The organism is Mesorhizobium sp. M8A.F.Ca.ET.202.01.1.1 (assembly GCF_004791595.1).
Taxonomy (GTDB): Bacteria; Pseudomonadota; Alphaproteobacteria; order Rhizobiales; family Rhizobiaceae; genus Mesorhizobium.
The window spans coordinates 39151-64455 of record NZ_SRUN01000017.1; the positions used below are offsets into that span (position 1 = coordinate 39151).

General features: G+C 60.4%; 27 protein-coding genes. 18 read left to right on the forward strand and 9 right to left on the reverse strand.

The annotated features are described in order from the left end of the window. The first annotated feature begins 187 nt into the window (after positions 1–187). The 8 genes from uxaC to EN845_RS29320 are packed head-to-tail and all read left to right on the forward strand — an operon-like array spanning position 188 to position 7250. Positions 188–1600: a glucuronate isomerase gene (gene uxaC / locus EN845_RS29285; RefSeq protein ID WP_167531539.1), complete on the forward strand. Its 1413-nt coding sequence runs from the start codon at positions 188–190 to the stop codon at positions 1598–1600. 34 nt (positions 1601–1634) lie between these two features. Beyond that, complete coding sequence (locus tag EN845_RS29290) at positions 1635–2612, forward strand: TRAP transporter substrate-binding protein (protein WP_127275636.1); 978 nt, start codon at positions 1635–1637, stop codon at positions 2610–2612. Next, on the forward strand, positions 2609–3196 hold the full coding sequence (locus EN845_RS29295; RefSeq protein WP_167531540.1) for a TRAP transporter small permease: 588 nt from the start codon (positions 2609–2611) through the stop codon (positions 3194–3196). Before EN845_RS29290 ends, EN845_RS29295 begins: the two co-directional genes overlap by 4 nt. A 3-nt stretch (positions 3197–3199) precedes the next feature. Next, a complete protein-coding gene (locus tag EN845_RS29300) occupies positions 3200–4480 on the forward strand; it encodes a TRAP transporter large permease (RefSeq protein WP_127275635.1) in 1281 nt (426 codons plus the stop codon). A gap of 12 nt (positions 4481–4492) precedes the next feature. Continuing rightward, positions 4493–5266: a FadR/GntR family transcriptional regulator gene (locus EN845_RS29305; protein WP_127275634.1), complete on the forward strand. Its 774-nt coding sequence runs from the start codon at positions 4493–4495 to the stop codon at positions 5264–5266. A 22-nt stretch (positions 5267–5288) separates the two neighbouring features. Continuing rightward, positions 5289–6140: a 5-dehydro-4-deoxy-D-glucuronate isomerase gene (kduI, locus tag EN845_RS29310; RefSeq protein ID WP_127873381.1), complete on the forward strand. Its 852-nt coding sequence runs from the start codon at positions 5289–5291 to the stop codon at positions 6138–6140. After that, positions 6137–6901 (forward strand): 2-dehydro-3-deoxy-D-gluconate 5-dehydrogenase KduD, encoded by a 765-nt coding sequence (kduD, locus tag EN845_RS29315; protein WP_127873382.1) that lies wholly within the window; start codon positions 6137–6139, stop codon positions 6899–6901. Before kduI ends, kduD begins: the two co-directional genes overlap by 4 nt. A gap of 10 nt (positions 6902–6911) precedes the next feature. Continuing rightward, on the forward strand, positions 6912–7250 hold the full coding sequence (locus tag EN845_RS29320; RefSeq protein ID WP_127275631.1) for a cupin domain-containing protein: 339 nt from the start codon (positions 6912–6914) through the stop codon (positions 7248–7250). A gap of 153 nt (positions 7251–7403) precedes the next feature. Here EN845_RS29320 and EN845_RS29325 read toward each other — a convergent pair whose 3' ends face one another. Next, positions 7404–8825: a coniferyl aldehyde dehydrogenase gene (locus EN845_RS29325; protein ID WP_127873383.1), complete on the reverse strand. Its 1422-nt coding sequence runs from the start codon at positions 8823–8825 to the stop codon at positions 7404–7406. Between the two features lie 114 nt (positions 8826–8939). On the opposite strand from EN845_RS29325, the gene EN845_RS29330 reads away from it, so the two are divergent. Further along, positions 8940–9482, forward strand: coding sequence for a hypothetical protein (locus EN845_RS29330; RefSeq protein ID WP_127873384.1), 543 nt, complete (start codon positions 8940–8942; stop codon positions 9480–9482). 206 nt (positions 9483–9688) lie between these two features. After that, on the forward strand, positions 9689–11533 hold the full coding sequence (gene recQ / locus EN845_RS29335; protein WP_127873385.1) for a DNA helicase RecQ: 1845 nt from the start codon (positions 9689–9691) through the stop codon (positions 11531–11533). Positions 11534–12154: 621 nt separating this feature from the next. Here the strand turns inward: recQ and EN845_RS29340 are convergent. Both EN845_RS29340 and EN845_RS35590 read right to left on the reverse strand, forming a co-directional pair. After that, positions 12155–12577: a hypothetical protein gene (locus EN845_RS29340; protein ID WP_127873386.1), complete on the reverse strand. Its 423-nt coding sequence runs from the start codon at positions 12575–12577 to the stop codon at positions 12155–12157. Between the two features lie 15 nt (positions 12578–12592). Then, positions 12593–12748, reverse strand: coding sequence for a hypothetical protein (locus EN845_RS35590; RefSeq protein ID WP_167531541.1), 156 nt, complete (start codon positions 12746–12748; stop codon positions 12593–12595). Positions 12749–13642: 894 nt separating this feature from the next. Here EN845_RS35590 and EN845_RS29345 point away from each other — a divergent pair. After that, positions 13643–14599, forward strand: coding sequence for a DUF1403 family protein (locus EN845_RS29345; protein ID WP_127873387.1), 957 nt, complete (start codon positions 13643–13645; stop codon positions 14597–14599). 2 nt (positions 14600–14601) lie between these two features. Further along, positions 14602–15300: an SMC-Scp complex subunit ScpB gene (locus EN845_RS29350; RefSeq protein WP_127873388.1), complete on the forward strand. Its 699-nt coding sequence runs from the start codon at positions 14602–14604 to the stop codon at positions 15298–15300. A gap of 529 nt (positions 15301–15829) precedes the next feature. Here the strand turns inward: EN845_RS29350 and EN845_RS29355 are convergent. The 4 genes from EN845_RS29355 to EN845_RS36800 are packed head-to-tail and all read right to left on the reverse strand — an operon-like array spanning position 15830 to position 17126. Continuing rightward, complete coding sequence (locus EN845_RS29355) at positions 15830–16372, reverse strand: hypothetical protein (protein WP_127382441.1); 543 nt, start codon at positions 16370–16372, stop codon at positions 15830–15832. A gap of 14 nt (positions 16373–16386) precedes the next feature. Further along, entirely contained in the window at positions 16387–16671 is a 285-nt protein-coding gene (locus EN845_RS29360; protein ID WP_063169433.1) for a DUF6804 family protein, read from the reverse strand. A gap of 52 nt (positions 16672–16723) precedes the next feature. Beyond that, positions 16724–16963, reverse strand: a complete 240-nt coding sequence (locus EN845_RS29365; protein WP_082826591.1) for a hypothetical protein — start codon at positions 16961–16963, stop codon at positions 16724–16726. Positions 16964–16991: 28 nt separating this feature from the next. Continuing rightward, on the reverse strand, positions 16992–17126 hold the full coding sequence (locus tag EN845_RS36800; RefSeq protein ID WP_199489651.1) for a YHYH domain-containing protein: 135 nt from the start codon (positions 17124–17126) through the stop codon (positions 16992–16994). A gap of 129 nt (positions 17127–17255) precedes the next feature. Here EN845_RS36800 and EN845_RS29375 point away from each other — a divergent pair, with 129 nt between their 5' ends. The 6 genes from EN845_RS29375 (at position 17256) to EN845_RS29400 (ending at position 23702) form a co-directional block, all read left to right on the forward strand. Continuing rightward, complete coding sequence (locus EN845_RS29375; RefSeq protein ID WP_126066778.1) at positions 17256–17696, forward strand: hypothetical protein; 441 nt, start codon at positions 17256–17258, stop codon at positions 17694–17696. Between the two features lie 227 nt (positions 17697–17923). Next, a complete protein-coding gene (locus EN845_RS29380) occupies positions 17924–19333 on the forward strand; it encodes a hypothetical protein (protein WP_210326684.1) in 1410 nt (469 codons plus the stop codon). Beyond that, a complete protein-coding gene (locus EN845_RS29385) occupies positions 19326–20144 on the forward strand; it encodes a hypothetical protein (RefSeq protein ID WP_063169429.1) in 819 nt (272 codons plus the stop codon). Before EN845_RS29380 ends, EN845_RS29385 begins: the two co-directional genes overlap by 8 nt. Continuing rightward, positions 20144–21460, forward strand: coding sequence for a hypothetical protein (locus EN845_RS29390; protein ID WP_127382440.1), 1317 nt, complete (start codon positions 20144–20146; stop codon positions 21458–21460). Before EN845_RS29385 ends, EN845_RS29390 begins: the two co-directional genes overlap by 1 nt. Continuing rightward, a complete protein-coding gene (locus EN845_RS29395; protein WP_127382439.1) occupies positions 21457–22506 on the forward strand; it encodes a hypothetical protein in 1050 nt (349 codons plus the stop codon). Before EN845_RS29390 ends, EN845_RS29395 begins: the two co-directional genes overlap by 4 nt. Before the next feature lie 50 nt (positions 22507–22556). Further along, entirely contained in the window at positions 22557–23702 is a 1146-nt protein-coding gene (locus EN845_RS29400; RefSeq protein WP_095770037.1) for a DUF4236 domain-containing protein, read from the forward strand. A 13-nt stretch (positions 23703–23715) separates the two neighbouring features. On the opposite strand, the gene EN845_RS29405 is transcribed toward EN845_RS29400, so the two are convergent. Continuing rightward, positions 23716–24546 (reverse strand): thermonuclease family protein, encoded by an 831-nt coding sequence (locus EN845_RS29405; protein ID WP_127224212.1) that lies wholly within the window; start codon positions 24544–24546, stop codon positions 23716–23718. A gap of 34 nt (positions 24547–24580) precedes the next feature. Next, on the reverse strand, positions 24581–24994 hold the full coding sequence (locus EN845_RS29410; RefSeq protein ID WP_082826711.1) for a MucR family transcriptional regulator: 414 nt from the start codon (positions 24992–24994) through the stop codon (positions 24581–24583). Positions 24995–25305: the final 311 nt, after the last annotated feature.

Consider the following 25305-nt stretch of genomic DNA (forward strand, 5'->3'; position numbering starts at 1 on the left):
CGGCACTCATCTCGGGGAACGGCTGGTCATGGGATGGCTGGTGAGCCACGGGCGGATCGCAAGCGGCGTAACACCGGCGGCCTTCGCCGACAATGCGCAGCTTGGCTCAAAAGTCATCATACAACAATCTAATTTTTGTATGTTGACATTATTTCTGACCAACCCTACCGATAGCGACCCTGGGAGGATGGCCGTGGCACTGACCAACGCGGATTTGCTGTTTCCAGCCGAGGCGCGTCCGCGCTCGATCGCCCGCGATCTCTACGCTGGCATCAAGGACCTGCCCATCATCAGCCCGCACGGCCACACCGACCCGCGCTGGTATGCGCTGAACGAGCCGTTCTCCGATCCCGCGCAGCTGCTCATCGTGCCTGACCACTATATTTTTCGCATGCTGTTCAGCCAGGGCGTGCGGCTGGAGGCTCTCGGCGTGCCAACGCTCGATGGCGCGCCCGTCGAGACCGATGGCAGGGCGATCTGGCGGCTGTTCGCCGAGCACTATCATCTCTTCCGTGGCACGCCGACCCGGCTGTGGTTCGACCATGTGCTTGCGCATCTGTTTTGCATCGAAGAGCCGTTGAGCGCCGCAACCGCAGATCGCCATTACGACACGATCGCGACGGTGCTGCAGTGGGAGAACTTCCGTCCTCGCGCCCTGTTCGAGCGCTTCAACATCGAGGTCATCGCAACGACCGAAGGCGCGCTCGACGACCTCAAGTGGCACCAGATGATCCGCGACAGCGGCTGGGAGGGCCGCGTCGTCACCGCCTATCGGCCGGATGCCGTTATAGATCCCGATTTCGAGGGGTTTTCGGTCAATCTCGACCGGCTCGGCGAGATCACCGGGTGCGACACCGCGAGCTGGGCCGGCTATCTCGACGCGCACCGCCAGCGCCGCGCCTTCTTCAAGAGCTTCGGCGCGACCTCGTCGGATCATGGCCATCCTACGGCCGAGACCGCCAACCTTTCCGATGCTGCGGCGCAGGAGCTGTTCAACCGGATTCGCTCCGGCTCGCAGGACGAGCGTGAACGAAAGCTGTTTCGCGCCCAGATGCTGACCGAAATGGCCAAGATGAGCCGGGATGACGGGCTGGTGATGCAGGTTCATCCCGGCTCCTGGCGCAATCATTCGCCTGGAATTTTCCAGAAATTCGGCAGGGACAAAGGCTTCGATATCCCGACCCGCACCGATTATGTGACGGCGCTGAAGCCGCTGCTCGACTGCGTCGGGCTCGAGCGCGACCTGACCGTCATTCTGTTCACGCTTGATGAGAGCAGTTACGCGCGCGAGCTGGCGCCGCTGGCCGGCGTCTACCCGGCGCTGAAGCTCGGGCCGGCCTGGTGGTTCCACGACAGCCCGGAAGGCATGCGCCGTTTCCGCGAGATGACCACCGAGACCGCCGGCTTCTACAACACCGTCGGCTTCAACGACGACACGCGCGCCTTTCCCTCGATCCCGGCCCGTCACGACGTGGCGCGGCGGGTCGACTGCGCGTTCCTGGCGCGCCTCGTCGCCGAGCACAGGCTGCGCGAGGACGAGGCTCATGAACTCGCGAAGGAGCTTGCCTACACGCTCGCCAAGACGGCGTACCGGCTCTGAACGGGACGCTCCGATTTTTCAAAGGGAGGAAGTCATGTTGCATTTTTCGAAATTGACGGCGGCCACATTCGCCTTCGGTTCGCTGCTGATCGGCATTGCAAATGCCGAGACCGTGCTGCGATCCTCGGATACCCATCCGGACGGCTATCCGACCGTCGAAGCGGTCAAGTACATGGGCGACCTCATCAAGCAGCGCACCGCCGGCCGCTATTCGATCGAGGTCTATCACTCGGCGCAGCTCGGTGAGGAGAAGGACACGATCGAGCAGACCCAGGCCGGGGTCATCGACCTCGACCGTGTCTCGATGGGACCGTTCAACGGTATCGTGCCGGAAACCGCCGTGCCGTCGCTGCCCTACATGTTCCGCTCGGTCGAGCACATGCGCCATGTCATGGACGGGCCGATCGGCGACCAGATACTCAAGGCGTTCGAGGCGCATGACCTCGTCGGCCTCGCCTTCTACGATTCCGGCGCGCGTTCCTTCTACAACACCAAGAAGGACATCACCTCGATGGCGGACATGAAAGGCATGAAGTTCCGCGTCATCCAGTCCGACGTGTTCGTCGACATGGTCAACGCGCTTGGCGCCAATGCCACGCCGATGGCCTATGGCGAGGTCTACTCGGCGCTGCAGACCGGCGTCATCGACGGCGCCGAGAACAACTGGCCGAGCTTCGAATCCGCCAAGCACTACGAAGTGGCCAAGCACTACACCATGGACCAGCACCAGATCGTGCCGGAAGTGCTGGTCATGTCGAAGGCAAGCTGGGAGAAGCTGTCGCCGGAAGACCAGGCGATCGTGCGGCAGGCGGCCAAGGACAGCGTCGTGAAGATGCGCGAGCTCTGGGACGCGCAGGAGAAGAAGTCGCGCGACATCGTCGAGAAGGCCGGCGTCAAGGTCAGCGAGATCGACAAGCAGCCGCTGATCGACGCAATGAAGCCGGTCTACGACAAATATTTGTCGACGCCGGAACTGAAGGATCTGGCGGCGAAGATACAGGCCGAGAAATGAACGGGGCTAACAGGTCAGGCAGCGCGAGGACTCCTGCGCTGCCTTCGGACGCCCCTGCCACGAGAGGCTTCTGGCTCGCTGCCGAGCGCGTTCTCTCCGGGCTTGCCCGGCTGGCGTTGTGGGTCAGCGGCGCCGGCCTGACGCTGATGACGATCATCATCTTCTGGCAGGTCTTCTCGCGCTACATGCTGAACCGTTCGCCGAGCTGGACCGAATCCTTCTCGGTGCTGCTGATGGGCTGGTTCATCTTCCTGGGTGCCGCGGTCGGCGTGCGCGAGCGCACGCATCTGGGCTTCGACGTGCTGCTTTACGTCCTGCCTGCCTCGGCCAAGGCGGTGCTGCGCAGCATTTCCGATCTTGTCGTGCTGGCCTTCGGCGCCGGCATGATCGTCTACGGCGTGCAACTGGCGAGGCTGACCTGGAATACGGTGATGCCTTCGCTCGCCCTGCCGGGCGGCGTCAGCTTCCTGCCGGTCATCCTGGGAGGCGCGTTGGTCTGCCTGTTTTCACTGGAACGGCTGGCCGGGCGTTTTGCCGGCCTGCCCGTCGACGCCGACATCCATGCAACCGGCGAGGAGGTCTGAACCATGGCCTTGATGGTCCTTTTCGGCACCTTCGTGTTCCTGCTGGTCATCGGCACGCCGATCGCGTTCTGTCTGGGCGTCGCCAGCTTCGCGACGATCCTCACGCTAGGCCTTCCGCCGGTCGTGGTGTTCCAGCGGCTCAATTCCGGCGTCAGCGTTTTTTCGCTGATGGCCATACCCTTCTTCATCTTCGCCGGCGACCTCATGGTGCGTGGCGGCATCGCCGCGCGGCTGGTCGCGCTGGCAGGCTCACTGGTCGGCCATTTGCGTGGCGGTCTGGGGCAGGTCAACATCGCGGCGTCGACCATGTTCGGCGGCATTTCCGGCTCGGCGGTGGCGGATGCGTCGGCAGTCGGCGGGCTGATGATCCCGCAGATGAAGGCGCGCGGCTACGGCATCGACTACGCCGTCAACATCACCTCGGTCGGCGCCATCATCGCGCTTTTGATCCCGCCCTCGCACAACATGATCATCTACTCGATTTCGGCCGGCGGCCGTATCTCGATCGCGGATCTGTTCACGGCTGGCGTGTTGCCGGGTCTGCTGCTGGCGCTGTCGCTGATGATAACGGCCTATTGGGTCGCCAGCCGCCGCGGCTACCCGACGGAGCCCTTCGCGGGCTTCGGTCGGGCCTTGCAGCTGCTTGTCGCCGCCATTCCGGGCCTTATCCTGATCGCCATCATCTTCGGCGGCGTCAGGTCCGGCATCTTCACCGCGACCGAGAGCTCCTGCATCGCTATCGTTTACGCCTTCCTGGTCACGCTGATCATCTACCGCTCGATGAGTTGGGGTGACTTCGTCGCGGCGACGACGGCCTCGGTACGGACCACCGCCATGGTGCTGATGATTATCGGCTGCGCGGCGGCCTTCGGCTGGCTGCTCGCCTATCTCAGGGTGCCGGCGGCGCTAGTCGCCTTTCTGCAGTCGGTATCCGACAACAAGCTGGTCATCCTGCTGTTGATCAACATCGTGCTGCTCATTCTCGGCACCTTCATGGACATGTCGCCGCTGATCATCATCACGACGCCGATCTTCCTGCCGGTGGTCATGGCCTATGGCGTCGATCCTGTGCATTTCGGCGTGATCCTCATCCTCAATCTCGGCATCGGCCTTTGCACGCCACCGGTTGGCGCGGTCCTGTTCGTCAGCTGCGCCATTGGCCGCATTCCGATCTGGACGGCGATGCGCTCGATCTGGCCATTCTATGGCGCCGCCTTCGTGGTGCTGATGCTTGTCACCTACATACCGGAAATCTCATTGTGGCTGCCGAGCCTGTTCCATTAGGAGATCACCCAGGTGTCCGATATCGCAAACGACCTCAGGGTCGAGAGAAAACCCAAACTGTCGGAAACCGTCGTGGCGGCGATCCGCAAGCAGTTGCATGCGGGTGAAATCCTGCCCGGCCACAAGCTGCCGACCGAGGGCCAGCTGACCGAGACCTTCGGCGTCAGTCGCACCGTCATCCGCGAGGCGATGGCCAAGCTCGCCGCTGACGGCCTTGTCGAGCCGCGGCAGGGGGCGGGTGTCTTCGTCACCGAGCACATCTCGACCATGTTCGGGGCGCTGGCTGCCGACATGGGGGCCAAGGATTCGATCGCGCTCAACGTGCTCGAGGTGCGGCTGGCGATCGAGATCGAATCGGCCGGGCTCGCCGCCATCCGCCGCAACGCCGCGCAGGAAGCGGCGATCCAGGAAGCCTTCTTCGAGTTCGAGCGGCTGCTGCTCGACGGCCAGCCGACCGGACCCGCCGATCTCGCCTTCCATCGCGCCATCGCCAGCGCCACCAACAATCCGTTCTATGTCGAGATGCTCGACGTGCTCGGCCGGCGCGCCATTCCGTGCGACGTGACCTCGCCCTGGTCGACCGAGCTGGTGCAGTCCGACAGCTACCAGCGCGGGCTGCAGCGAGAGCATCTGGTGATCCTGAACGCGATCACGGCGGGCGATGCCGAGGCCGCGCGCGAGGCGATGCGTGCCCATCTCGGCGCCAGCCAGCAGCGCTACCGCGAACGCCTGCAGGCGCGGCAGGCCTATTACGCCAGTTCGACCAGGGCCGCCGCCGGCGAATGATCCACCGGAAGTCAGGACAGAGATGAGCCAGAACCACACAGACTACACATCGCGCTTCGCCATCGATCCGGCGGCCGCCGCCGCCATGGGAACGGACGAACTGCGCCATAATTTCCATATCGACGATCTCTTCCAGCTTGGCCGGATCAGCCTGACCTACACCCACTACGACCGGATGATCGTCGGCGGTGCCGTGCCGGTGGCGACGGCATTGCCGTTGGAAGCGATCAAGCCGACCGGCACCAAAGGTTTTCTCGATCGGCGCGAATTGATCGCCGTCAATATCGGCGGCGCCGGCTCGATCGAAGCCGGCGGCCAGTCCTTCGACCTGCGGGCGCGCGACATGCTCTATCTCGGCATGGGCTCCAGCGATGTGGCATTCGCTTCGGCAGATAAAGACGACCCCGCCAAGTTCTATCTGCTCAGCGCCCCGGCGCATCAGGCTCATCCCAGCCGGCTGATCCGCCTCGATGACGCCAAGCGCCTCGATCTCGGCAGCAAGGAGGCCTGCAACGAGCGCTCGATCTTCCAGTTCATCCACGCCGGGGGAACAAAGACCTGCCAGCTCGTCGTCGGCATGACGCAGCTGGCGCCGGGCTCTATCTGGAACACCATGCCGTGCCATGTGCATGACCGGCGCATGGAGGCCTATCTTTATTTCGACCTGCCCGAGGCGGCGCGCGTTTTCCATTTCATGGGCGAGCCGGACGAGACGCGCCATATCGTCATGCGCAACGAAGAGGTGGTGCTGTCGCCGGGCTGGTCGATCCATTCGGGCGCCGGCACGTCCAACTACGCCTTCATCTGGGCGATGGCGGGCGACAATGTCGACTACACCGATGTCGATGCCGTGGCGATGGACGCGCTGCGGTGAGCGACCTCACTGCCTTCAGCCTAGCCGGCAAACGCATCCTGGTCACCGGCGCCAACACTGGGATCGGCCAAGGCATCGCGGTCTCCATCGCGCGCGCCGGCGGCGCGGTGATCGGCGTCGGCCGCTCGTCTATGGCCGATACGGCGAGCAAGGTCGCGGCTCTGGGCGGCGAATTCAAGGCGGTCGCCGCCGACCTTGCCAACACCGGAGCGGCCGGACCGATGCTCGATCGTGTCTGGGACGAAAGCGGGCCGCTCGACGGGCTGGTCAACAATGCCGGCATCATCCGGCGCGCCGATGCCGTCGACCTGACGGAGACCGATTGGGACGATGTCATCGACGTCAATTTGAAGACGGTCTTCCTGCTCAGCCAGTCCTTTGCCCGGCGCGTCCTTGCCGACGGGGGCCGGGGCAAGATCGTCAACATCGCCTCGGTGCTGAGTTTCCAGGGCGGCATCCGCGTCGCGTCTTATACTGCCTCAAAGCATGGCGTGCTCGGCATCACCCGTTTGCTCGCCTGCGAGTGGGCGGCGAAAGGCATCAACGTCAACGGCATAGCGCCGGGTTATATCGAGACCAACAACACGCAGGCGCTGCGCGCCGATCCCGACCGCAGTGCCGCCATCCTCGGGCGCATTCCCGCCGGGCGCTGGGGCGAGCCGGGAGACATTGGCGATGCCGCCGTCTTCCTGCTGGCACCGGCCTCGAACTACATGCATGGCGCGGTGGTCCCAGTGGACGGCGGCTGGCTGGCGCGATGAGGAGATGACGATGACCGATCCGAAAATCTTCGCGCAAGCCGGCGAGGGTGCCTGGACGCCGACCCTGGACGGGAATCGCCGTCGCGTGCTGCTGTCCACCGACGAACTGATGATGGTCGAATTCGGCTTCGACAAGGGTGGCGTCGGCGCGCTGCATTCGCACCCGCACGTCCAGGCAAGCTACGTCGCCGAAGGCCGTTTCGAGGTGACCATCGACGGACGGACCGCAATCCTCGAGACCGGCGGCAGCTTCATCGTGCCGTCCGGCCTGGTGCACGGCGTCAGGGCGCTGGAGGCGGGACGGCTGGTCGACAGTTTCACGCCACACCGCGCCGATTTTCTCGCCTGACCGGGCCGGCGAGATTTCCCGGCCAATGAAAAAACCCGCACTTCCAAGGAAGCGCGGGTTTGTTGCCTGGGCGCCAATGGCGCCGCGGTACTCAAAACATCACCGCAGAACCGGAAACCTGCCGGATCATGGTGAATATAAACTTAATGCGTGTCAGGTGATGCGCCTGAGCAGGCCGAAAAGCCGTTCAAACGTCCTGCCATAGGGCGGGCGCAGAAGGGCTCCCGCGCTCAAGCGCGACTGCTGGAAGACCGGCTTCTCCTTGCTGAAGGTGCGGAAGCCCCACTCGCCGTGATAGGCACCCATGCCGCTGGCGCCGACACCGCCGAAGGGCTGGTTCTCCTGCACCAGATGCAGCATGCAGTCGTTGATGGTGACGCCGCCGGCGACGGTCTCGCGCAGGATGCGCCGGCGGTTGCCGCTGTCGCGCCCGAACCAGTAGAGCGCCAGCGGCCGGTCGGCCCGGTTCACATAGTCGATGGCGTCGTCGACCGTGGCGTATTCGACGATCGGCAGCACCGGGCCGAAAATCTCCTCGCGCATCAGCCGCAGGTCCGGCCCGGCGTTGCTGACCAGGGTCGGCAAAAGCTTCCGCCCCGTGGTGCCGAGGTCTTCGCCGGCCGGGTTGATCTCGGTGATGTCGGCGCCGGCCTCGCGGGCCTCCGCGATCATGGCGCGCAGGCGCTGGTAATGCCGGTCGCTGATGATGGCGGTATAGTCGGGGTTGTCGCGCAGCGAGGGATAGAGCCGCGCCACCGCGATTGCGAGCTTGGCAGCGACCGTGGCTGCCTGTCCCTTGGGCACCAGCAGATAATCCGGCGCGATGCAGGTCTGCCCGGCATTCAGCAGCTTGCCATAGGCGACGCTGGCTGTTGCCGCGTCGAGATCGCAGGAAGGGTCGAGGATCGCCGGCGACTTGCCGCCGAGTTCGAGCGTGACCGGGGTCAGGTTGGCGGCGGCGGCGATGGCGACCTGGCGTCCGACCGCGGTCGAGCCGGTGAACAGCAGGTGGTCGAAGGGCATCGAGACGAAGGCCTTGCCCATCTCGGCATCGCCGGTGATGACGCTGAGTTCATCCGGGGCGAAGTGCTCGCCGGCCAGTCTGGCCAGCAGTTCGGAGAAAGCAGGCGTCAATTCGGAAGGCTTTACCAGGACGCGGTTGCCGGCGGCGAGGGCCGCCGTGACCGGCGCCACGGCGAGCTGAAAGGGGTAGTTCCAGGGCGATACGACGCCGACCACCCCAAGTGGCTGCGGCAGAAGGCGGTTTTTGCCCGGCAGGAAGGGCAAGGTGGTGGCGACACGACGCTCCCGCATCCAGCCGCCGACATGCGCAAGGGCATGGCGAATGCCGGCGCGCACGACGAACAGTTCCGCAAGACGGGTCTCATGCGCCGAGCGGCCGCCGAAGTCAGCGTCGATCGTGGCGCAGATTTCGCTCTCATGCCGCTCGGTCAGCGCCAGCAGGCGTTTGAGACGGTCTTTCCTCAGGCCAAGGTCCGCAAAGGGTTGCTTCTCGAAAGCGGCGCGCTGTAGCCGGAACCGCTCGTCGAGAGCATCCTGTCTCACCTGCAGCATCGTGCCCTCCCGGCCTGATTGGCCAAGTTTACATCGCAGAGCGAAGGAATCCAGCGGGAGCGATGGTGTCGTTGGGGAAGGAGGCGCGATGATGCCCCGATGCCATAAGCGGCGTTGGCGATTTTGCAGAAGGTGGTGCGGCAGGCCTTGTGCAATCCTTGGTTGCATGCTGCAATGCTGGACGGGCAAGAGCTCGACACCAAGGGGGTTCGAATGAGCGGAAAACACCACATGCTGGCAGTGGCCGGCATTTTCTTAGTAACCGGCGCGATCGGCATCCTGTCCGCGATCGTCCTGCTGGCCTTTGGACATTCGCCGAATATTGTGGGTTCGGCCTCAAGCGTGGCCTACGTCATCGGTGGCTACTACTTCCTGAAAGGGTCAAGGCCGGCGAAGATTTTCCTGACGGTCATGGCGGCTCTCGCCACGCTGCTGGAAGCCGTCATCGGCATCCTCATGCTGAGCGATGGCCAGGTGCCGATAGGCCTGTTTATCATGCTGCTGGCGGTCCTTACCGGCTATTGCTTCCATGCGCTGCATCTGTCGAAGGCTCTCAAGGCCGAATTCGATCGCCGGTCCGAGACATATCGGTTGGAGAAGGGCAAGGCCGCCCAGCGCTATTATGACGAATTGGAGCAAGGCGGCAGCGGCGAGTGATGCCTGGGAGGGAACGATATATCTCTGTATCACCTTAGTCTGACCTGTCAGGCGGTCGTGCTCTGCACTGGTGCAGATCGGCGATATCGACCGTTGTGATCGGATGAGGGCTGCGCTACTCCAGGCCCTCACCCGGAGGTCGCTTTGACCGGTTTGCCTATCCTCTCCAATCCACGAAAAGCCGTTCCCAGTCCGGCGGTCGCCTGATGCAGGTAATGGCAGCGAGCATCCGCGCCGAGGATCCCAAGCGGCGCGTGCTGAAGGACGTGTTCGGCTTCGACGATTTCCGTCCCGGCCAGGCCGACGTCATGGACGCGCTGCTCGGCGGGCGCCATGTGCTGGCCGTCATGCCGACGGGGGCCGGAAAATCGCTCTGCTACCAGGTTCCGGCGCTGGTGCTGGGCGGGCTCACCCTCGTCGTCTCGCCGCTGGTGGCGCTGATGCAGGATCAGGTCGCGGCGCTGCGGCTTGCCGGGGTGGCGGCCGATACGATCAATTCCTCGCTCGACCGCGAGGCCAATGTCGCGGCCTGGCGCCGCGTCGCTTCAGGCCAGACGCGGCTGCTCTATCTGGCGCCGGAGCGGCTGATGACCGAGCGCATGCTCGAGGCGCTCTCCAGGCTCGACGTCAGCCTGATCGCCATAGACGAGGCGCACTGCATCTCGCAATGGGGTCCGGCATTCCGGCCCGAATATGAAGATCTGTCCCGGTTGCGCGGCATCTTTGCCAATGTGCCGATCATCGCGGTGACGGCGACGGCCGACGAGAGCACGCGCACCGACATCGCCGCTCGGCTGTTCGCCGAGCGGGTCGAGACGCTGGTGCTGGGTTTCGACCGGCCCAACATCAAGCTGGCCATCGAGTCCAAGCAGGACAGCAAGCGGCAATTGCTGCGGTTCATCGAGCGCCATGCGGGCAAGAGCGGCATCATCTATTGCCTGTCGCGCAAGAAGACCGAGGAGATGGCGGCCTTCCTCGAGAGGAACGGCGTCAGAGCGCTTGCCTATCACGCCGGCATGAGCAAGGAGGCGCGCGAGGCGAATCAAAACGCCTTCATGACCTTGTCTGGCGTCGTCATGGTGGCGACCATCGCCTTCGGCATGGGCATCGACAAGCCCGATGTCGCCTATGTCTTCCACACCGATATGCCGGGCAGCCTGGAGGCCTATTATCAGGAAATCGGTCGTGCCGGCCGCGACGGACGCGAGGCCGAGGCGCATATGCTCTACGGTCTTGGCGACATCCGCATGCGGCGGCTGTTCATCGATGACGAGGACGCCTCGCCCGAGCACAAGAGACGGTCGCATCGCCGGCTCGACACGCTGATCGGTTATTGCGAAACGGCGCAATGCCGCCGCCAGGTGCTGCTCGGCTATTTCGGCGAAGAGGCTCAAGCCTGCGGCAATTGCGACAACTGCCTCGATCAGGCGCCGCGCGCCGATGGCAGTGCCGAGGCGCGGAAAATCCTCGCGGCGGTCGCGCAGAGCGGCGAGCGCTTCGGCGCGGCCCATGTCATCGACATCCTGCTTGGCCATGAGACCGAGAAGGTGCTGGCGCGGGGCCATCAATCGCTGAGCAGTTTTGGCACCGGCGCCGCGCACAGTAAGACCGTGTGGCTGTCTCTGATCCGGCAATTGGTTGCCGGCGGGTTCCTGATGCCGGATCCCGAGGGCCATGGCGGTCTCGCCATCTCCGAAAGCGGCCGCGCGCTCGGCCGCGGCGAGGTTGAATTCCGGTATCGCGTCGAGAACCGCGACCCTCTCACGCGCGGCAGGAAGCGTTCCGGGGAAGGCTCTCCCGCCGATGCCGAGGGCGTGGATGCCTCGCTGCTGGCGGCGCTCAAGGCGCTGCGGCTGCGGCTGGCCAAGGAGCGCCAGGTGCCGGCCTATGTGGTGTTTTCCGACCGCACGCTGATCGACATGGCCGCCCGCCGCCCGCGCGACCTCGACGCCTTCACCGAGGTGAATGGCGTGGGCGGGGCGAAACTCAAGGAGTTTGGCGAGGTTTTTCTGGCCGCGATCGCGGGGCATCGGCCCGACGGGGCAGGCTGAGGATCAGGCTTGGCGATGGGACTGCCTTCAGCTGCTGTTAGGCTACCCCGCCTCCGCCGAAACGACGGCCACCGCCATACTTCCGACGGTGTACCGATTGTTTGCGGATCGAACTTACCCACCCGCTCTCTTCTCCCAGACGACGACATGCGTCTTCGGCAGACGGGATCTGAGGCGTTTCTATGGGATTGTCATTTGAGGATGATGTAGAGCGGGATGAGGATTGCCAAGGCGGCGACGCCAATAGGTTAGTGATCATGCGCCGCCGCAGCGACGTGTCGGAATCTACGCAAAACCCGCCCCTCATTATTGCGCCAACTCAGCATCGCGTAATCAAGGCGCGAGCGCAGGTATCGGCTAAATAGATGCTCAGGTTAGTCCGGCAGAGGATTATGAAGGCGCGAACGGCTACGTGGCCTCGTCCACCAGAGCAGCGCCGGCCCGATAGCGATGCAGCGGCTCGGCGTCCTTGCAAGAGTTGCCTGATGGCGCCGAGCCTAACCGGCGAGAGACTGGTAGGGGCCACGGCATCCCGCTGGCCAGGATGATCATGCGCCTTCCTCCAATAGAAGCGAAGTTATCCGAATGAATGAAATAGGAGGTATCCTTAGCGCGACCACGTCAGCGCCTCGCCAGTATGATCAACGCGGCTGAAACGATCGCCATCACGATCATGAACAGCGCACCGACCTCAGCCAATTTATACATCAGGGGGTCAGTGGGGAGCGGGTCGTTCGCCATGCGAGCGATCAACCGTCGGGCACGTTCGTCCTCTTGGCGAGTTTCAGATTTCGCCTTGCACGCATCAAGCAACTCTTGGGCGTAAAGTTGTCTGGAGTCTTCCGAAGCGACCTGCGAATTGGTGTCCAACCAAACTTTGAACAAGTCGGGCTTGATGCGCATGGTAGCGTAGCTTAGCCCCTCCAAGCTCTCCATATGCGTCGCATCGAAATTCGCGTGCCACTCTTCCCAAGTCAGGGGCATATCATCGGCACCAGGAAGTTGCCGGATAAGTGGATAATCTTCTGGGGTGTAGACCGGCAATACCCGCACCACTTTCTAACCCGCCAAGGCGCGCACGATGGCGAAGCCCACGCCGATCGCAAGGCCCGTGGCGAGGCTTTCGGCAATGCGGATGACAAAGGCGCCGTAGCGCTCGCGCAAACACGCTGGCGGGGCTCTCAGGACAGCAGGAATGTCGAAAGTGCGTTCCATGCCGAGCAACATAGATCGAAACCGGGAATCTATGAATCCCCTCGATATGGCGTCATCGAACCCGGACGGGGGCGGTCAAGACGGTTTTAGCAGTGATCTCGCGGACCACAACTGGTTAATCAAAATCCGGTTAAGCGAAGTAATATCATTATGCAAGCGAAACGAATTAGCCCGGCGACCTCGGCTTCCGGACTTTTTGTGGGCATGCGACGGTTGTTATTGATGTTGTGGCGGAGAGGGAGGGATTCCCTTTCACCTCTATGATACTGAAAATACTAGTCTTTTCGCGCTTTTTGTTACACAGTTTGTTACACAGCTACAACTACGATTTATAACCGCTCTAAGCTCGCAGCTTTTGGGCTCGCCTGCCCAATCCATCCGATCTGTCGAAACCGATGGCTTGTAGGACACTCCCGCGTGTGTACGTTGGGGCTTGGGTCAGAAGGTGACCCACAGCAAAGACGGGAGCGCCGCAGCGCAAAAGATCTCATCGGTCAAGGAACAGATAGTGAAGTAGCCTGTGACAATCGGCGCCAGCATCACCTCCAAAGCCGACCAGGAAAAACCCGCAAAAAACGTCGCCCTCAGATACCCCGTCGGCAATGAATATGGGACCGAAGTTGCGCGGCAGATCGGGCGTTAGATGCCTTCATGACATCTGAACCTGAGCAGGCTCCTACGCCGCGAGCCGGCACATTTCCGAACGGAGTTTCGTCCGGCTGCGCAAAAAGGTGCCCTGTCGAGACTTACTTGTTGGCCAAATGGCTTAGCAGGGACGAACTCGTGAAGAGATTGATAATGCAACACTATCAGTCGTTGTGCTGATCCGACAGGCTGTGCGTTTTGGCACGAAAATCATGGCGAAAAGCGCACCGGCACTTTACTCTCCAAATTATGATTCGCCTCGATCCCGCGACCGCCAGCTCCTCTGCGCCGCCCTCCGTTCCCGCGTGGGCGATCACAAGCGCCGGCGCGCCGAGTGACGGCGACGCCGCCTTCCGGGCCGGCGCCGCCCTGGGTGCCCTCGACACGCTCGCCCGCGCGCAGGCAGCCTGGGCCGGCGCTTGGCGGCAGCGGCTGGCGGTTCGCTGCGCCGCCTCCAGCATGCGGCTCGCCGGCCGCGCCGAGGATGCGGCCGCCTTGCGCGATGCCTGGCATTTGCGTCCCCTAGGTGCTGACCCCGGTCCCGCAGGCGCCGTCTTTGGCGCCTGGCGGCAGTTGGCCAGGCAGCCGCCCGCCGCTACGCCCGGCCGGCTCGGGAAGATACTCGACCAGCTTGGCCTCCATTGGGACGGCGCCGCGCTCGCCGACCTTTGCACGCAGATCGAAAAACTCGGGGTATCCCAGCGGTCGGCGCCATTCGACGCCGCGGCGATCGCCGCTGAGGTCGTCGCCATGCGTCCCGATGCCGAACTCTTTGGCTGGTGGCTCGCCGACCTGGTACTGGCGCAACGCCTGGGCTGGCCGCAGCCCCTGCCGCTCCTAATGGCGCAGGGTTTTGGACCATCTTTCCGCACCGAGGCCGGCGGTGGCCGGCGCATCCGGCCCGGGGACAAGAATTTTGAGCGGGCGGTTTGCATCGCGCTCGTCGCGGCCGCCGCGGACGCTTGTCGGTTGGCCGCCGAGCTGTCGCGCCGGGCCGAAAAACTCCTGGCGGTGGCGCCGAAACTGCGCGCCAAAGGCGCCGGCGACGTAATCTTTCTGCTGCTCAGTGAAGACGCCGTGTCCGGATCGCTGACGACGGACAATCTGTCGCGCTTTGCATCGCGACGGCTGTTCGAACGGCTGCAGCAACTGGAGGTCGTGCGCGAGCTCTCCGGCCGCCCCACATTCCGGCTGTTCGGGCTGTAGCGATGAGCGAAGCGTCCGCCCGCCGCAAGCCAAACGATCAGCCGGCGCTGCTCGACACCGAACTGGAACATCTGCCGCCGGAGCTGCGCTGGTGCGAATGGATGGCCCGCGTCGAAGCGGTGATCTTTGCGGCAAATGAACCGGTGACACGTAGTGTCCTCGCGCGGGTGGTGGGAAAAAACTGCAATATCGAGCTGATCATCGACGACATTCGCGCCGAACTCGCCGGCCGCCCTTACGAGCTGGTCGCGGTCGCCGGCGGCTGGCAGCACCGGACCAAAAAGGTTTTTGGCGACGCCATTCACGCAGCCTTCGGCACGGCAGCGGGCGAGGGAGCAAAAGAACTGTCGCAGGCGGAGGCGCTTGTCTTGATGTGCATTGCCTATTTCCAGCCGATCACCCGTGGCGAGCTGTCGAGCTTTTTCGGCAAGGAGGTGTCACGTGACCTGATCGGCGTGCTGCGCGCTGAGCAGCTGGTCGCCTCGGGGCCGCGCAGCCCGCAGCCGGGCGCGCCCTACACCTATGTGACGACCAAAACTTTTCTGTCGCAGTTCGGGCTCGACACGCTGCGCCAGCTGCCGGATTTCGAGGCGCTCGAGGACGCCGGGCTGCTGTCGAAGGAGAAGCTGCTGGCCGGTAACATCATCCCAGGGTTTGCAGATATCGACGATGATGGCGCCAGCGCCGCGCTCGACGAATAGATGATCCCATCACGGCGGGACACACGCGATCTCGCCGCTCGTCACATAGAAGATTGCGCCACGCACGCCGTCTGGTCTCGCCGTCTGGGTCCTTCGCGTGACGGAAGGGAGGTGGCGGCACGCGTCCGCTTGTCGATGAAGGATAAGCGAACAGGCAATTGATCGAGCCTGGTCGCACATGTCGATCACCATTGAGAGCTCTCGAAGGGAGAAAGTTCAATTGAACCACGTCTACCTTGAGCTTCTCGCGACGATTGAGGCGTTAAGATCCAGCCCATCGGGGCGACCATTCAGACGCTGATGGACAAGGTTCGCGACCTTTCACAGACGATCAAAGCCCTGAAAGACGATCTCCACCAGACAGCCGGCTATGGCCTGCTAAGAACCTAGCCAGCCGGCGAGTGCCCATCCCGGCCATTGTCAGCGAGGCGGCCATCCCAACAAGATCGCCTTGCCGCCACCGCCAATGGCGGATGCTGACAGCAGCGCCATAAGAACGCCAACGTAGATGGGGAAGATCATCCTCGGGCTATTCGTCCTTCCAAATGACAGTCTTCCCCCGAAAATCCCAATGAAATTTGAGGTTGGCTTTCAGTACCTCGGTGGGGATCCTCGGCTCGATCGCTGTGTGGAGAGCGTTATACGTTTCTCGGCAGAAGCTCGGCGGCGGGACATTCAGCTTGTACCCCGACGGGTACCTAAAATCTTGCTGAGAATTCATCAGGTCAAGGTTGTTGGCAATCATCTTCACGTTCCCAATCGGCGGCATTCCTAGGGCCACTGCGGCTTCGTAAATGTCCTCGATCTTGTGACCGAAGCCGAGCCGGAGACCGCGTTTCGACACGCCCTTTGAAGCTAGATACGCTTTCAAGAGGAGTTCTAGGGCATGCGAAAATAGAAAATAACGGGCAAAAAGATGCGCCTTTTCCGACTCCGAGCCTAGATGGTTGAAAGCCTCGAAGTACTCCTTCGTCCGCTCGAGGAGATCTCCCGCATAAAGCGCCAACGGCTGTGACACGGTGACCCTCGGGCGCGCCTTGACCTTCGGCGTCTCAGGTCCACTCTTGGCCATCTCAGATTATCGGCTTAATTCCGGTGCCGGTATGCGACAAAGCCGAACAGAGTAGCCGCTGCGACGTTGAAGATTGCCCACAGCTCGCGCGGCAAATGAACCGGCATGAACGGGTTGAAGATCGCTGCCGCTCCAAACAGCGCCCAAGCCAGGGTGCGATTTTCAGGGCCTGATCGCCACACCATGGCTCCGCAGTAGATCCCGGCGAAAAAGACCACCACGCGGAGGAATTGGTAATAGCCGTACGGCCATGGCGCTACCGCCAGCAGCGAGGCAATAGCTACACAGATGCAGACCAACCGGACCGTTCCGGCCGGCGTCGAAAAGCATTATTTTCAGCAAACTTGATCCTCAAACGCCCAGCACGGTTGTTAGTGGAGTTTCGGCGCCCGCCATATATTTGAAAAGCCAGATTGCCCAAGTGATCGGCCAAATGAACGCCAACATCGCATCCAGGCTCAAGTTAATCAGGATTTTTACGACCACTGATGCATGGCCCTGCCATGTGTCGACGACATTCATCACGTAGGTGATCGGCCCGCCCAGCATGAAGAGGAGGCCCAGCGGAGCTGACATGATGTTCTTCAGCATGTTTGTGTCCCTCAGAAAGGCGTGACCTTCAGTGACAGTGATACGCGCCGGTCTTATGGTTGGTATGGCAACCGTTGGCATCAGTGCCGCCACTGTGTGCAAACGCGCCGGTCGCGCAAGCGATTATTGCAGCGGCCATAGCCGCGAGAAATGTTGTTTTCATTTTATTGCCCTCCCAAAGTATTTCAGACAGAGCACTATTGCCGGTCGGGCACAAGCTGCTCGTGGCACTGTGAACACAAATAGGATAGATGCTCCTCTGTGCAGGCCAAGATCGGGCGAGGAGAATACTTTGGATGGATTGCGATTGATGCACGTCCCGTTGGCGATCCTGCTGACATGGCCAAGGGTGGCGACGGCAAATGAATGCCTCTCGAAGTACACCAAGACCGACGTCTGCGCCTACGCAAAAAAAATGCAAACCGAAATGGCTCCAGCATTGCCCATGCTGATCAGTTCGAACATCTCCGTTCGGAGCATCATCGCAATCGGGCCAAGGATCGTTTTCAACGCCACCTGGGCTCAGACCGATGCGGAAGTAGACGCCAAATTGTTGGCTGCTGGCGTCTCGCGGCCGGTCTATGTCCAGAAGATCGATGAAATGACCAAAAACTATGTCTGTCGTGCGGAGGAACTATCTGCCTTCGTTCGCCTGGGCGGTGAGATCCAGTACACGTATACGACTGTGGATAATTTCCCAGTCGCGAACCCGCTCGTAGCACTCTGTCCTTAGAGCATCGCAGCACGGCTCATGACATGACTAGTCGCGGCCGATCAACCAGTTGATCAGCAGCCATGATCATTTGTTGGAACTCAATTGAGCCTGATCCGCACTAGCAAGTGGATAGAAGTGAATGTGCGGTTGCCCTTTAGCTCTACTATGCATAGAAACCACTCTGCCGGGGGGCGTAAAGTTGGGGTTGTGAGTGCGTGGGCTCTAAATTCGAAAAACTAAATAAGTTGCGTGACTCACTGCGAGAATCCAACCACGATTTTCGGGCGAGCACTCAGCTATTCAACAGCCTGGACCCTGCCAAGATCGACGGCGACCTGGATGTCATTAACCGCGGAAAGCAGCGCGGCGAGGTGAACCAACCCCCGAAAACGGCAAAGAATCTCGACGATGTCGAACATGCCATCGTGGAACGCGTTGAGGATGAGAAGAAGGCTGCGCATCACACTCTTGAGGACAACCTGCAACTCCTTGGAGGTCGTCTTGCCGGCCTCGATTTCGAGGAACAATTCGGTCTAATCCGTCAGACGAATGCCGCTAGCGTTTCGGACTTCAAAGCCTCGGTCGCCGTGGGCCTCGATGAACTTCACGGCCTGAGAAGGGCCCTGAACGACGCCGAAAAAGAGCATGCATGGTTTAAGGAGAAGCACGGTCTCGTTCGTGCCGCGCGTGTGCAGCACGGTGCCGCTCACATTTTCCGGCTATCGCTTCTGCTATTTCTGTTTCTGGTCGAGACAGCGATGAACGGCAACTTCCTGGCCAAGGGCAATGAGCAGGGATTTTTTGGTGGCATCCTTGAGGCTGCGGCATTCTCTTTCATCAACATCGGGGCGGCTTTGCTCCTGGCGGTTTTCTGCGCTCGTCTCGTCACCCATCGGTCGTTTTTCGTAAAATTCGTTGGGATCATTTCAATCCTTTTCTATATCGGCTTGGCGATTTCGATAAACTTGGCGCTAGCGCACTACCGTGAGGTCAGCGGCTCGCTCGCTGACGGCGCCGGCGCTGAGGTCATCCGTAATATGCTCGCCAATCCAGCGGGTCTCACGGACATCAAGTCCTGGTTGCTGTTTGCGATCGGCCTGATGTTTTCGCTTTTCGCTTTTATCGACGGCTGGTTCGTGCTCGACCCTTACCCAGGCTACACTGGCGTTGAAAATCGGCTCGTTCGACGGCGCGATGACTACATCGATCGAAAGAAGGAACTGATCGAAGAGCTGCAGGATGTCCGCGACGACCACAACGAAAAAGTGGAGGAAATCGTCAAGCAGCTTGGTAGTCGCCGGCGCGAGCACCGCGCGATTGTCGATCATCGATCGAGGCTTCTGGCTCTTTTTGCGCAGCATCAAGACCAATTGGAGCGAGCCTGCAATCAGCTTTTGTCGATGTATCGGGAAGCCAACATCCAGGCGAGGACCGAGCCGGCGCCCAAGCATTTCGGAACGCCCTACAAACTTGATCGCATCAAGCCATACGTCACCGGCGAGCGGGAGTGGAATGAGGGAGATGTTGGCGCATCAATTCGCCAGGCGCAGGAGGAACTCAACGAGCAGGTTCGTCTGATTGGTCAGGAATGCGAACGGGGAATTGAGCAGTACCGAGATCTTGATAAGCTTCACCCGGACAGCGTGAATGTCTAGGCGAACCCGCAGACGCAAGAAAGGCAATGCGGGTACCATTGCCGCGGCCATTGCCCTTGGTGTGCTATCCGTTGCGATGTTGGCCGGCTTCGGCTGGATGTGGACCAGGTCTGGCAATGGCCATATCGACGCCAACACGAATTGCCCATTGGACGGACCCTCCAGCCTGACCGCCGTCCTCATCGACGCCACTGATCCAATTTCGGCAACGACGATGGCTGATCTCAAGAACGAGTTCCGAAAGACCATTGGGCAGGTCGAGCCGGGTGGGTATGTGAGGATTTATACCCTGAGCTCGGCGCCTGGTGAGCTGACGGTGATGTTCGATGGATGCAATCCCGGTGATGGGTCGACCGTCGATAGTTGGACCAACAATCCTGCGCGGCGTCAAAAGAAGTGGGAAAACGCCTTCGGCGATCCTTTGAACAAACTTCCCGATGAAATCCCGAATGCGGCTTCCGCGAGCCAATCTCCGATCATGGCTGGAATTCAGAAAATCAAGCTGTCGCTCTTCGATAGCAGCTTGGCCAAACAGGGCAGTCCCAAGCGATTGGTGGTCGCCTCTGACATGATCGAGCATACGACGATTTACTCGCAGTACCGATCGGGACTGGATTACCAAAAATACCTCAACAGCGCCGCCGACCGCACATATGGGACGTCGCTGGATGGGGTGGGCATCACAATTCTTTATATCGATCGGGCAAAGAAGCCATTTCAGACCCTGGATCACGCGGAGTTCTGGACACATTGGGTCCAGAACCATCACGGCGAGTTCGAAAAGCTGGTTGGCTTGGATGGGTTAAACTGATGGCGAGAGCGCACGACAAACCTTTGCTGGATCATCCACGTCTGCCGGTCGTGGTTTTCGCGGCATTGACACTCGGCGGGTGTGTATTCATCGCCATTGCAAAACTCTCAGGCGTAAATCCGATCGTCGCGGCGGTAGCACCGGCCTGCCTGATGTTTTTCTATCTCGGGGTTTCGATCTTTGCTGGAAAGCTACAACTGCACGACGAGCAGACCGGCGATAACCTCTACTATATGGGCTTCCTGTTCACCCTGACGAGCCTTGGGGTCTCGCTGTTTCAGTTTGGAACGGAAGGCTCAACCGACACGATCGTCCAAAATTTTGGCATCGCGATCACGTCGACGATCACCGGTATTGCTCTGAGGGTTTTCTACAATCAGATGCGGCGCGATCCCGCGGACATTGAGCGAACGGCGAGGCACGAACTTGCCGACATGACACGGCGTGTAAGAGCCGAGATGGAAAGCGTAACCAGGGAGTTCGCCGACTTTCGTCGTGTCAGCCATCAAATGCTCGAAGAGGGCTTTGCAGAGATTGCCGAGCAAGCGGCACGCAATGGGGAGCACATTCGATCTGCCCTGGACAATATTGCCATGGAATCGATCAAGCCTGTCCAAGAGGCGTCTGCCAAGCTCAGTGACGCGTTGCAGCACAATTTCGGGCAAGTCGAAACCCAGTTTGCTTCGATAGCGAACCGCGTTGGAGCTGCAGCGGATTTGCTGGATAAAGCCAACAGCTCGATGTCCGACTCTGTTGGAAAGCTCGGTGATCAAGCCGACAATATGGCTGCCAAGCTGGAAAAGGTGGTTGTTCCTGATGAGGTGCTGAAGAACGATCTGGCGCCGATGGTCAAGCTCCTGGGTAATGCTGTCGCACAATATGCGATAAAAACCGAAACAGCCTCGCAAGAGCAGCAAACGCGGATGACCGGTCTTGCCGACGCAGTGATCAAGGTGGCGACTGGAGTGGAGAGAGCGGCAGCGGCCGCAGAAAAGACCGCAGAAACTGTCCAAGCGCAGCAGCGTTTGACTGAGGAGTTCATGGCTGTGATGCAGAAACACAGCAATGAAACACGCGGCCTCGTCGCAACCCTTACACAACATAGCCTCCCGGCCGTGCGCACGCCCCAGCCTCTGAGCAATGCGATAGCGAACGATGTCGAGCGAGTGGCGGCACCTTCCACTGTTGCCTCCCCTGTGGAGACGCCAATCAAGGTTTCGGATGACACGGAGGGCGACACCTTCCGATCGTTAAGCAGTCCGGCGGAGGTGGAGAAGGGTGAACCGCCAAAGAGAGCAAGTTGGTGGGGCAGGTGAGTGAGGTTAGCGGAACAGCCATTACGTTTGAGCGCAAGGGCTATGGCCGCGGCCTGATACTCGGCCTGACGATGGCTGAGACGATGCTGCTTCTCGTTTTCTGCCTTTTGCTTGCTGCAGGCGCGCTCATCGCCAAGACAAAGAAAGAGGCTGCGGCAGCGCAGAAGATTGCGCAGTCCCTCAATGAGAACGCTCGCAAGCTTGACGAGGAAAACAAGCGGTTGCTGGCTCAGCTGAATGCCATGGTCAAGCCTGCAAGTCGACGCAATGTACCAGATCAAGAATGGCGTGAATTGGTCCGGGCCAAAGAGGCCGCAGAGGCAATCAAAAAAGTGGGACTGACCCTTGAGGAAGCGGTGAAAAGCGCGCCGGCCGCCAAAGTCCTCTCTGACAACGACGTCGACGTTGATCAGGCCAAAGCCATGATCGAGAAGATGAAGGTTCTGCGCGAGCTCGGCTACGTTGGCACGGGCAAGACGTCCAAGGATCTTGCTGACGCACTGAAGAAGGCAAGGAACGAGGCCTCTGCTGACAAGCCACACGATTGGCCACCGATCATCAGTCTTAGCGAGCTCGATGGCTATAATTTCGATACTGGAATTGCGGAGCTTTCCGGTGGCTTCAAAACGAAGTTGCGGCAGATGTCGAAGACCATTGCTGGAATTGCAACTTCCTATGGTGTGGACGTCATTGAGGTGATTGGCCACACGGACGAGCAGGCGATGTCCGGTGACTCATCGAATATGGACAGAGGCCTTCAGCCCGTACTGGCGCGCAAGATGGACATTGGCACACTCCATCCTGCCGACAATGCCGGGCTTGGATTAGCGCGAGCGATCTCCGTCACAGGCATCCTGCGCGATATGCCGGAACTGAAAGGCTTCACCATCCTGCCAATGTCCGGCGGCCAGTTGATATTGCCTGGCGACCGGCTCACCGACGGCGCACAGGCCGGCGACGTCAAGGCGAGGAGGCGAATTGAGATCAGGGTCAGGCAACGTTCGCGAGAGACAGATATTGGACTGGTTCCGGTACCAAAGTTGTGAGGCGAACTGCCCTTGGGTTTCGCTCACAGGGCTTGGGGGGGATTGCGGGGATGGGGTTTTACGTTCGAAAATCGATTAGTGCGGGACCTTTCCGCTTTAACTTCTCGTCTGGCGGGGTTGGCGCGTCCGTTGGCGTGCAAGGTCTTCGTATCGGGACTGGCCCACGAGGGCATTATATTCATGCAGGCGTCGGCGGTCTCTACTACCGAGGCACTTTGGGAAAGCGCAGCGCCAAGCAGACGCTGCAACTGTCTGAATTCCCATCTGGGCCAAAGCCCCATCCAACATCCTCACCCGTGGAATATGTCAGCGGTGGCGTCGTGATGAGAGAAATCGAGTCCGCCGATGTGATCGAGATGCGTGATGAGACATTTGCCAATGTGCTTGATGAAATCAATGCGAGGCAATCGCAGACGCGAATGTCGCTCATCCTGGCCGTGCTGTTTGGGATCGCCGGATTGATCGCAGGCGCAATGCTGGGAGGTGGGGTGGCGCTGATCGGTATTGCTGCCTTTTTGCCGGGCATGCTTATTGGCAACTGGTTGGACAGCTACCGCCGGGTGAGCGTGCTCTACTATGATTTGGAGCAGGACGCGGAGGCGGCCTACGGGCGACTTGTCGCCGCCTTTGACACGCTCACACGCTGCGCGGCGAGTTGGCATGTCGCGGCTGGTGGCAAGATAGAGGATCTGACGACTTGGAAGCGCAATGCGGGAGCCACGATGTTGGTCGATAAAAAGTCGACGACGCTCCAAGCTTCCTTGCCGACGGTTGTTCGCAGCAATGTCACACCACCGTCGATACACGTCGGCCGGCAAATCCTTTATTTCATGCCAGACATGATTTTGGTGAAGGACGGAAACCAGTACGGTGCCGTTGGGTATGGAGACCTCAGGACGCAATTTGCCCCCAGCAATTTTATTGAGACCGGCAAAGTTCCATCTGATGCTGAGATCGTGAGCTATACCTGGGCTCATCCCAATAAGAATGGCGGACCCGACAAACGCTTCAGAGATAATCGGCAGATCCCTGTCTGTCGCTACGAAGCCTTGCGGTTTTCTAGCCCATCCGGGCTCAACGAGCTGGTGGAATTTTCCAAGACAAACGTCAGCCAGCCCTTTTGCCAGGCTCTATTGGCACTCGCGCAAATGCACCGAAACGCTGGTGGCCAGTCCGGCTTGCTGAAAGCGCGCTAAGGAATTGGCTTGGTCAGCAAATGCCTTCGCACGGAATTCCGTCGCCGTCCCGGTCCAATTTGGGTCCCCAGCTACAGTTATTGAGATACCAGCGCGCCTCATCGCATGAGGAGATTTGCTTACAATAGCGACGCGGTTGACACGAATAGCTCTGAGCTATTTGGCGACGGCCTGTAAGGCCGTAGGATGTGTCATTACCGGGTTTATTGTTGGCTGCATGTGTTGCTCGCCAATCCCAAGGGGCTGTGAAAGTGCCAACCCAGATGCCAATCTTGGCCCTTTGGGCATCTGCCTGTTGTGACGCGTAACTACCATGGCTGTATCGAGGCCAATCCAGGGCATAACCCTGTTCGACCATCCAAGACGCAATGCTAGCACCGTCCGCCCGCTGACAATCACCAACGAAGCGGTTGTAACGATCCCACGAAACAAAGTTGCACTGGATGGGTCGGGATTGACTGAGGAAGATGTCCAGTGCTTCTGCGGATTTGCGGCCGCATGGGTATTCTTGCCCGCTTGCGTCGCTGCAGTTTTGGCTGCTTTCAGGTGCGTCGATGCCATTGAAACGAATACGCTGTCCGTGGATCTCGATCGTGTCCCCGTCAACGATGGACGCTACGCCGACGATAGGCTTCGGTTTTGACCCGAGTGCGCTTGCTGTATTGGGTCCCGCGATCTGGTTGCCCCACCCTGTAAAGTAGGAGGTGACATAAGCGCCCACTGCTAGCGTGATCACCAGGATCGCGGCTAATGATTTATGTGAAAAGAAACGCTTGCGCATAATTGAAACCCGGCCGCGTCTTGGCCGCGAGCTGCGGCGATGGGAATAGCGATCGCGATTCAATTTTCGATCCTTTGCGAAGCTGCCAAATGTTTTGCTAGCGCGTCTTTGACTTCTTGGCTGCTGCTTTCTTGGGCGCGGCTGCTGTGCGACCGAGGCCAATCGATTTTGCCAATCTGGAGCGATTGGCTGAATAGTTAGGCGCGACCATGGGGTAATCGTTGGAGAGGCCCCATTTTTGGCGATAGGCGTCGGGCGTCAGTCCAAAATGCGTGTTCAAGTGTCTCTTGAGGGACTTGAACTTTTTGCCGTCTTCGAGGCAGACGATGTAGTCTGGAGTGACTGAGCGCTTGGGGTTGACCGCGGGAACTTGGTCGGGTTTTTCCGGTTCGGACGGCTGGCCGATACGCGCTAATGACGAATTGATGCTGGCAATAAGGTCCGGCAATGAGGAGACCGGCACTGAATTCTTGCTCACATAAGCCGCAACGATATCGGCGGTAAGCTCCATCAGCGCGGTGGCCGTATTTTGGATTTCAGTCACTTCATGGCTCCGGACTTCTGCAGTGAAATCCCGATCTATTACTTATCGGCTAAAAAAACCAGTAGAGGGAGGATACTAAATGCCAGGCGCTAATAGTGATGGATGTTAAAGCGCCAATCAGAATGCGGAACCACGAGAGACGGTGGATTGATTGGGCGCGGCGTTTTCTTTGTATGACCAGGAAAGCGGCTTGAGGCTCACAGGCGGATGCATTTAGATTTGGACGAGTAGGACCTACGCATGACATTTTCGAAAGACCCGCCGCCGGAGGTTAAGCC

What these genes read in the sequence shown, in the direction of transcription:
- uxaC (WP_167531539.1), top strand. Translation starts at nt 188, where the DNA reads ATGGCCGTGGCACTGACCAACGCGGATTTGCTGTTTCCAGCCGAGGCG.
- EN845_RS29290 (WP_127275636.1), top strand. Translation starts at nt 1,635, where the DNA reads ATGTTGCATTTTTCGAAATTGACGGCGGCCACATTCGCCTTCGGTTCG.
- EN845_RS29295 (WP_167531540.1), top strand. Translation starts at nt 2,609, where the DNA reads ATGAACGGGGCTAACAGGTCAGGCAGCGCGAGGACTCCTGCGCTGCCT.
- EN845_RS29300 (WP_127275635.1), top strand. Translation starts at nt 3,200, where the DNA reads ATGGCCTTGATGGTCCTTTTCGGCACCTTCGTGTTCCTGCTGGTCATC.
- kduI (WP_127873381.1), top strand. Translation starts at nt 5,289, where the DNA reads ATGAGCCAGAACCACACAGACTACACATCGCGCTTCGCCATCGATCCG.
- EN845_RS29320 (WP_127275631.1), top strand. Translation starts at nt 6,912, where the DNA reads ATGACCGATCCGAAAATCTTCGCGCAAGCCGGCGAGGGTGCCTGGACG.
- EN845_RS29325 (WP_127873383.1), bottom strand. Translation starts at nt 8,825, where the DNA reads ATGCTGCAGGTGAGACAGGATGCTCTCGACGAGCGGTTCCGGCTACAG.
- recQ (WP_127873385.1), top strand. Translation starts at nt 9,689, where the DNA reads ATGCAGGTAATGGCAGCGAGCATCCGCGCCGAGGATCCCAAGCGGCGC.
- EN845_RS35590 (WP_167531541.1), bottom strand. Translation starts at nt 12,748, where the DNA reads ATGGAACGCACTTTCGACATTCCTGCTGTCCTGAGAGCCCCGCCAGCG.
- EN845_RS29345 (WP_127873387.1), top strand. Translation starts at nt 13,643, where the DNA reads ATGATTCGCCTCGATCCCGCGACCGCCAGCTCCTCTGCGCCGCCCTCC.
- EN845_RS29350 (WP_127873388.1), top strand. Translation starts at nt 14,602, where the DNA reads ATGAGCGAAGCGTCCGCCCGCCGCAAGCCAAACGATCAGCCGGCGCTG.
- EN845_RS29355 (WP_127382441.1), bottom strand. Translation starts at nt 16,372, where the DNA reads ATGGCCAAGAGTGGACCTGAGACGCCGAAGGTCAAGGCGCGCCCGAGG.
- EN845_RS29365 (WP_082826591.1), bottom strand. Translation starts at nt 16,963, where the DNA reads ATGCTGAAGAACATCATGTCAGCTCCGCTGGGCCTCCTCTTCATGCTG.
- EN845_RS36800 (WP_199489651.1), bottom strand. Translation starts at nt 17,126, where the DNA reads ATGAAAACAACATTTCTCGCGGCTATGGCCGCTGCAATAATCGCTTGC.
- EN845_RS29385 (WP_063169429.1), top strand. Translation starts at nt 19,326, where the DNA reads ATGTCTAGGCGAACCCGCAGACGCAAGAAAGGCAATGCGGGTACCATT.
- EN845_RS29390 (WP_127382440.1), top strand. Translation starts at nt 20,144, where the DNA reads ATGGCGAGAGCGCACGACAAACCTTTGCTGGATCATCCACGTCTGCCG.
- EN845_RS29400 (WP_095770037.1), top strand. Translation starts at nt 22,557, where the DNA reads ATGGGGTTTTACGTTCGAAAATCGATTAGTGCGGGACCTTTCCGCTTT.
- EN845_RS29410 (WP_082826711.1), bottom strand. Translation starts at nt 24,994, where the DNA reads ATGGAGCTTACCGCCGATATCGTTGCGGCTTATGTGAGCAAGAATTCA.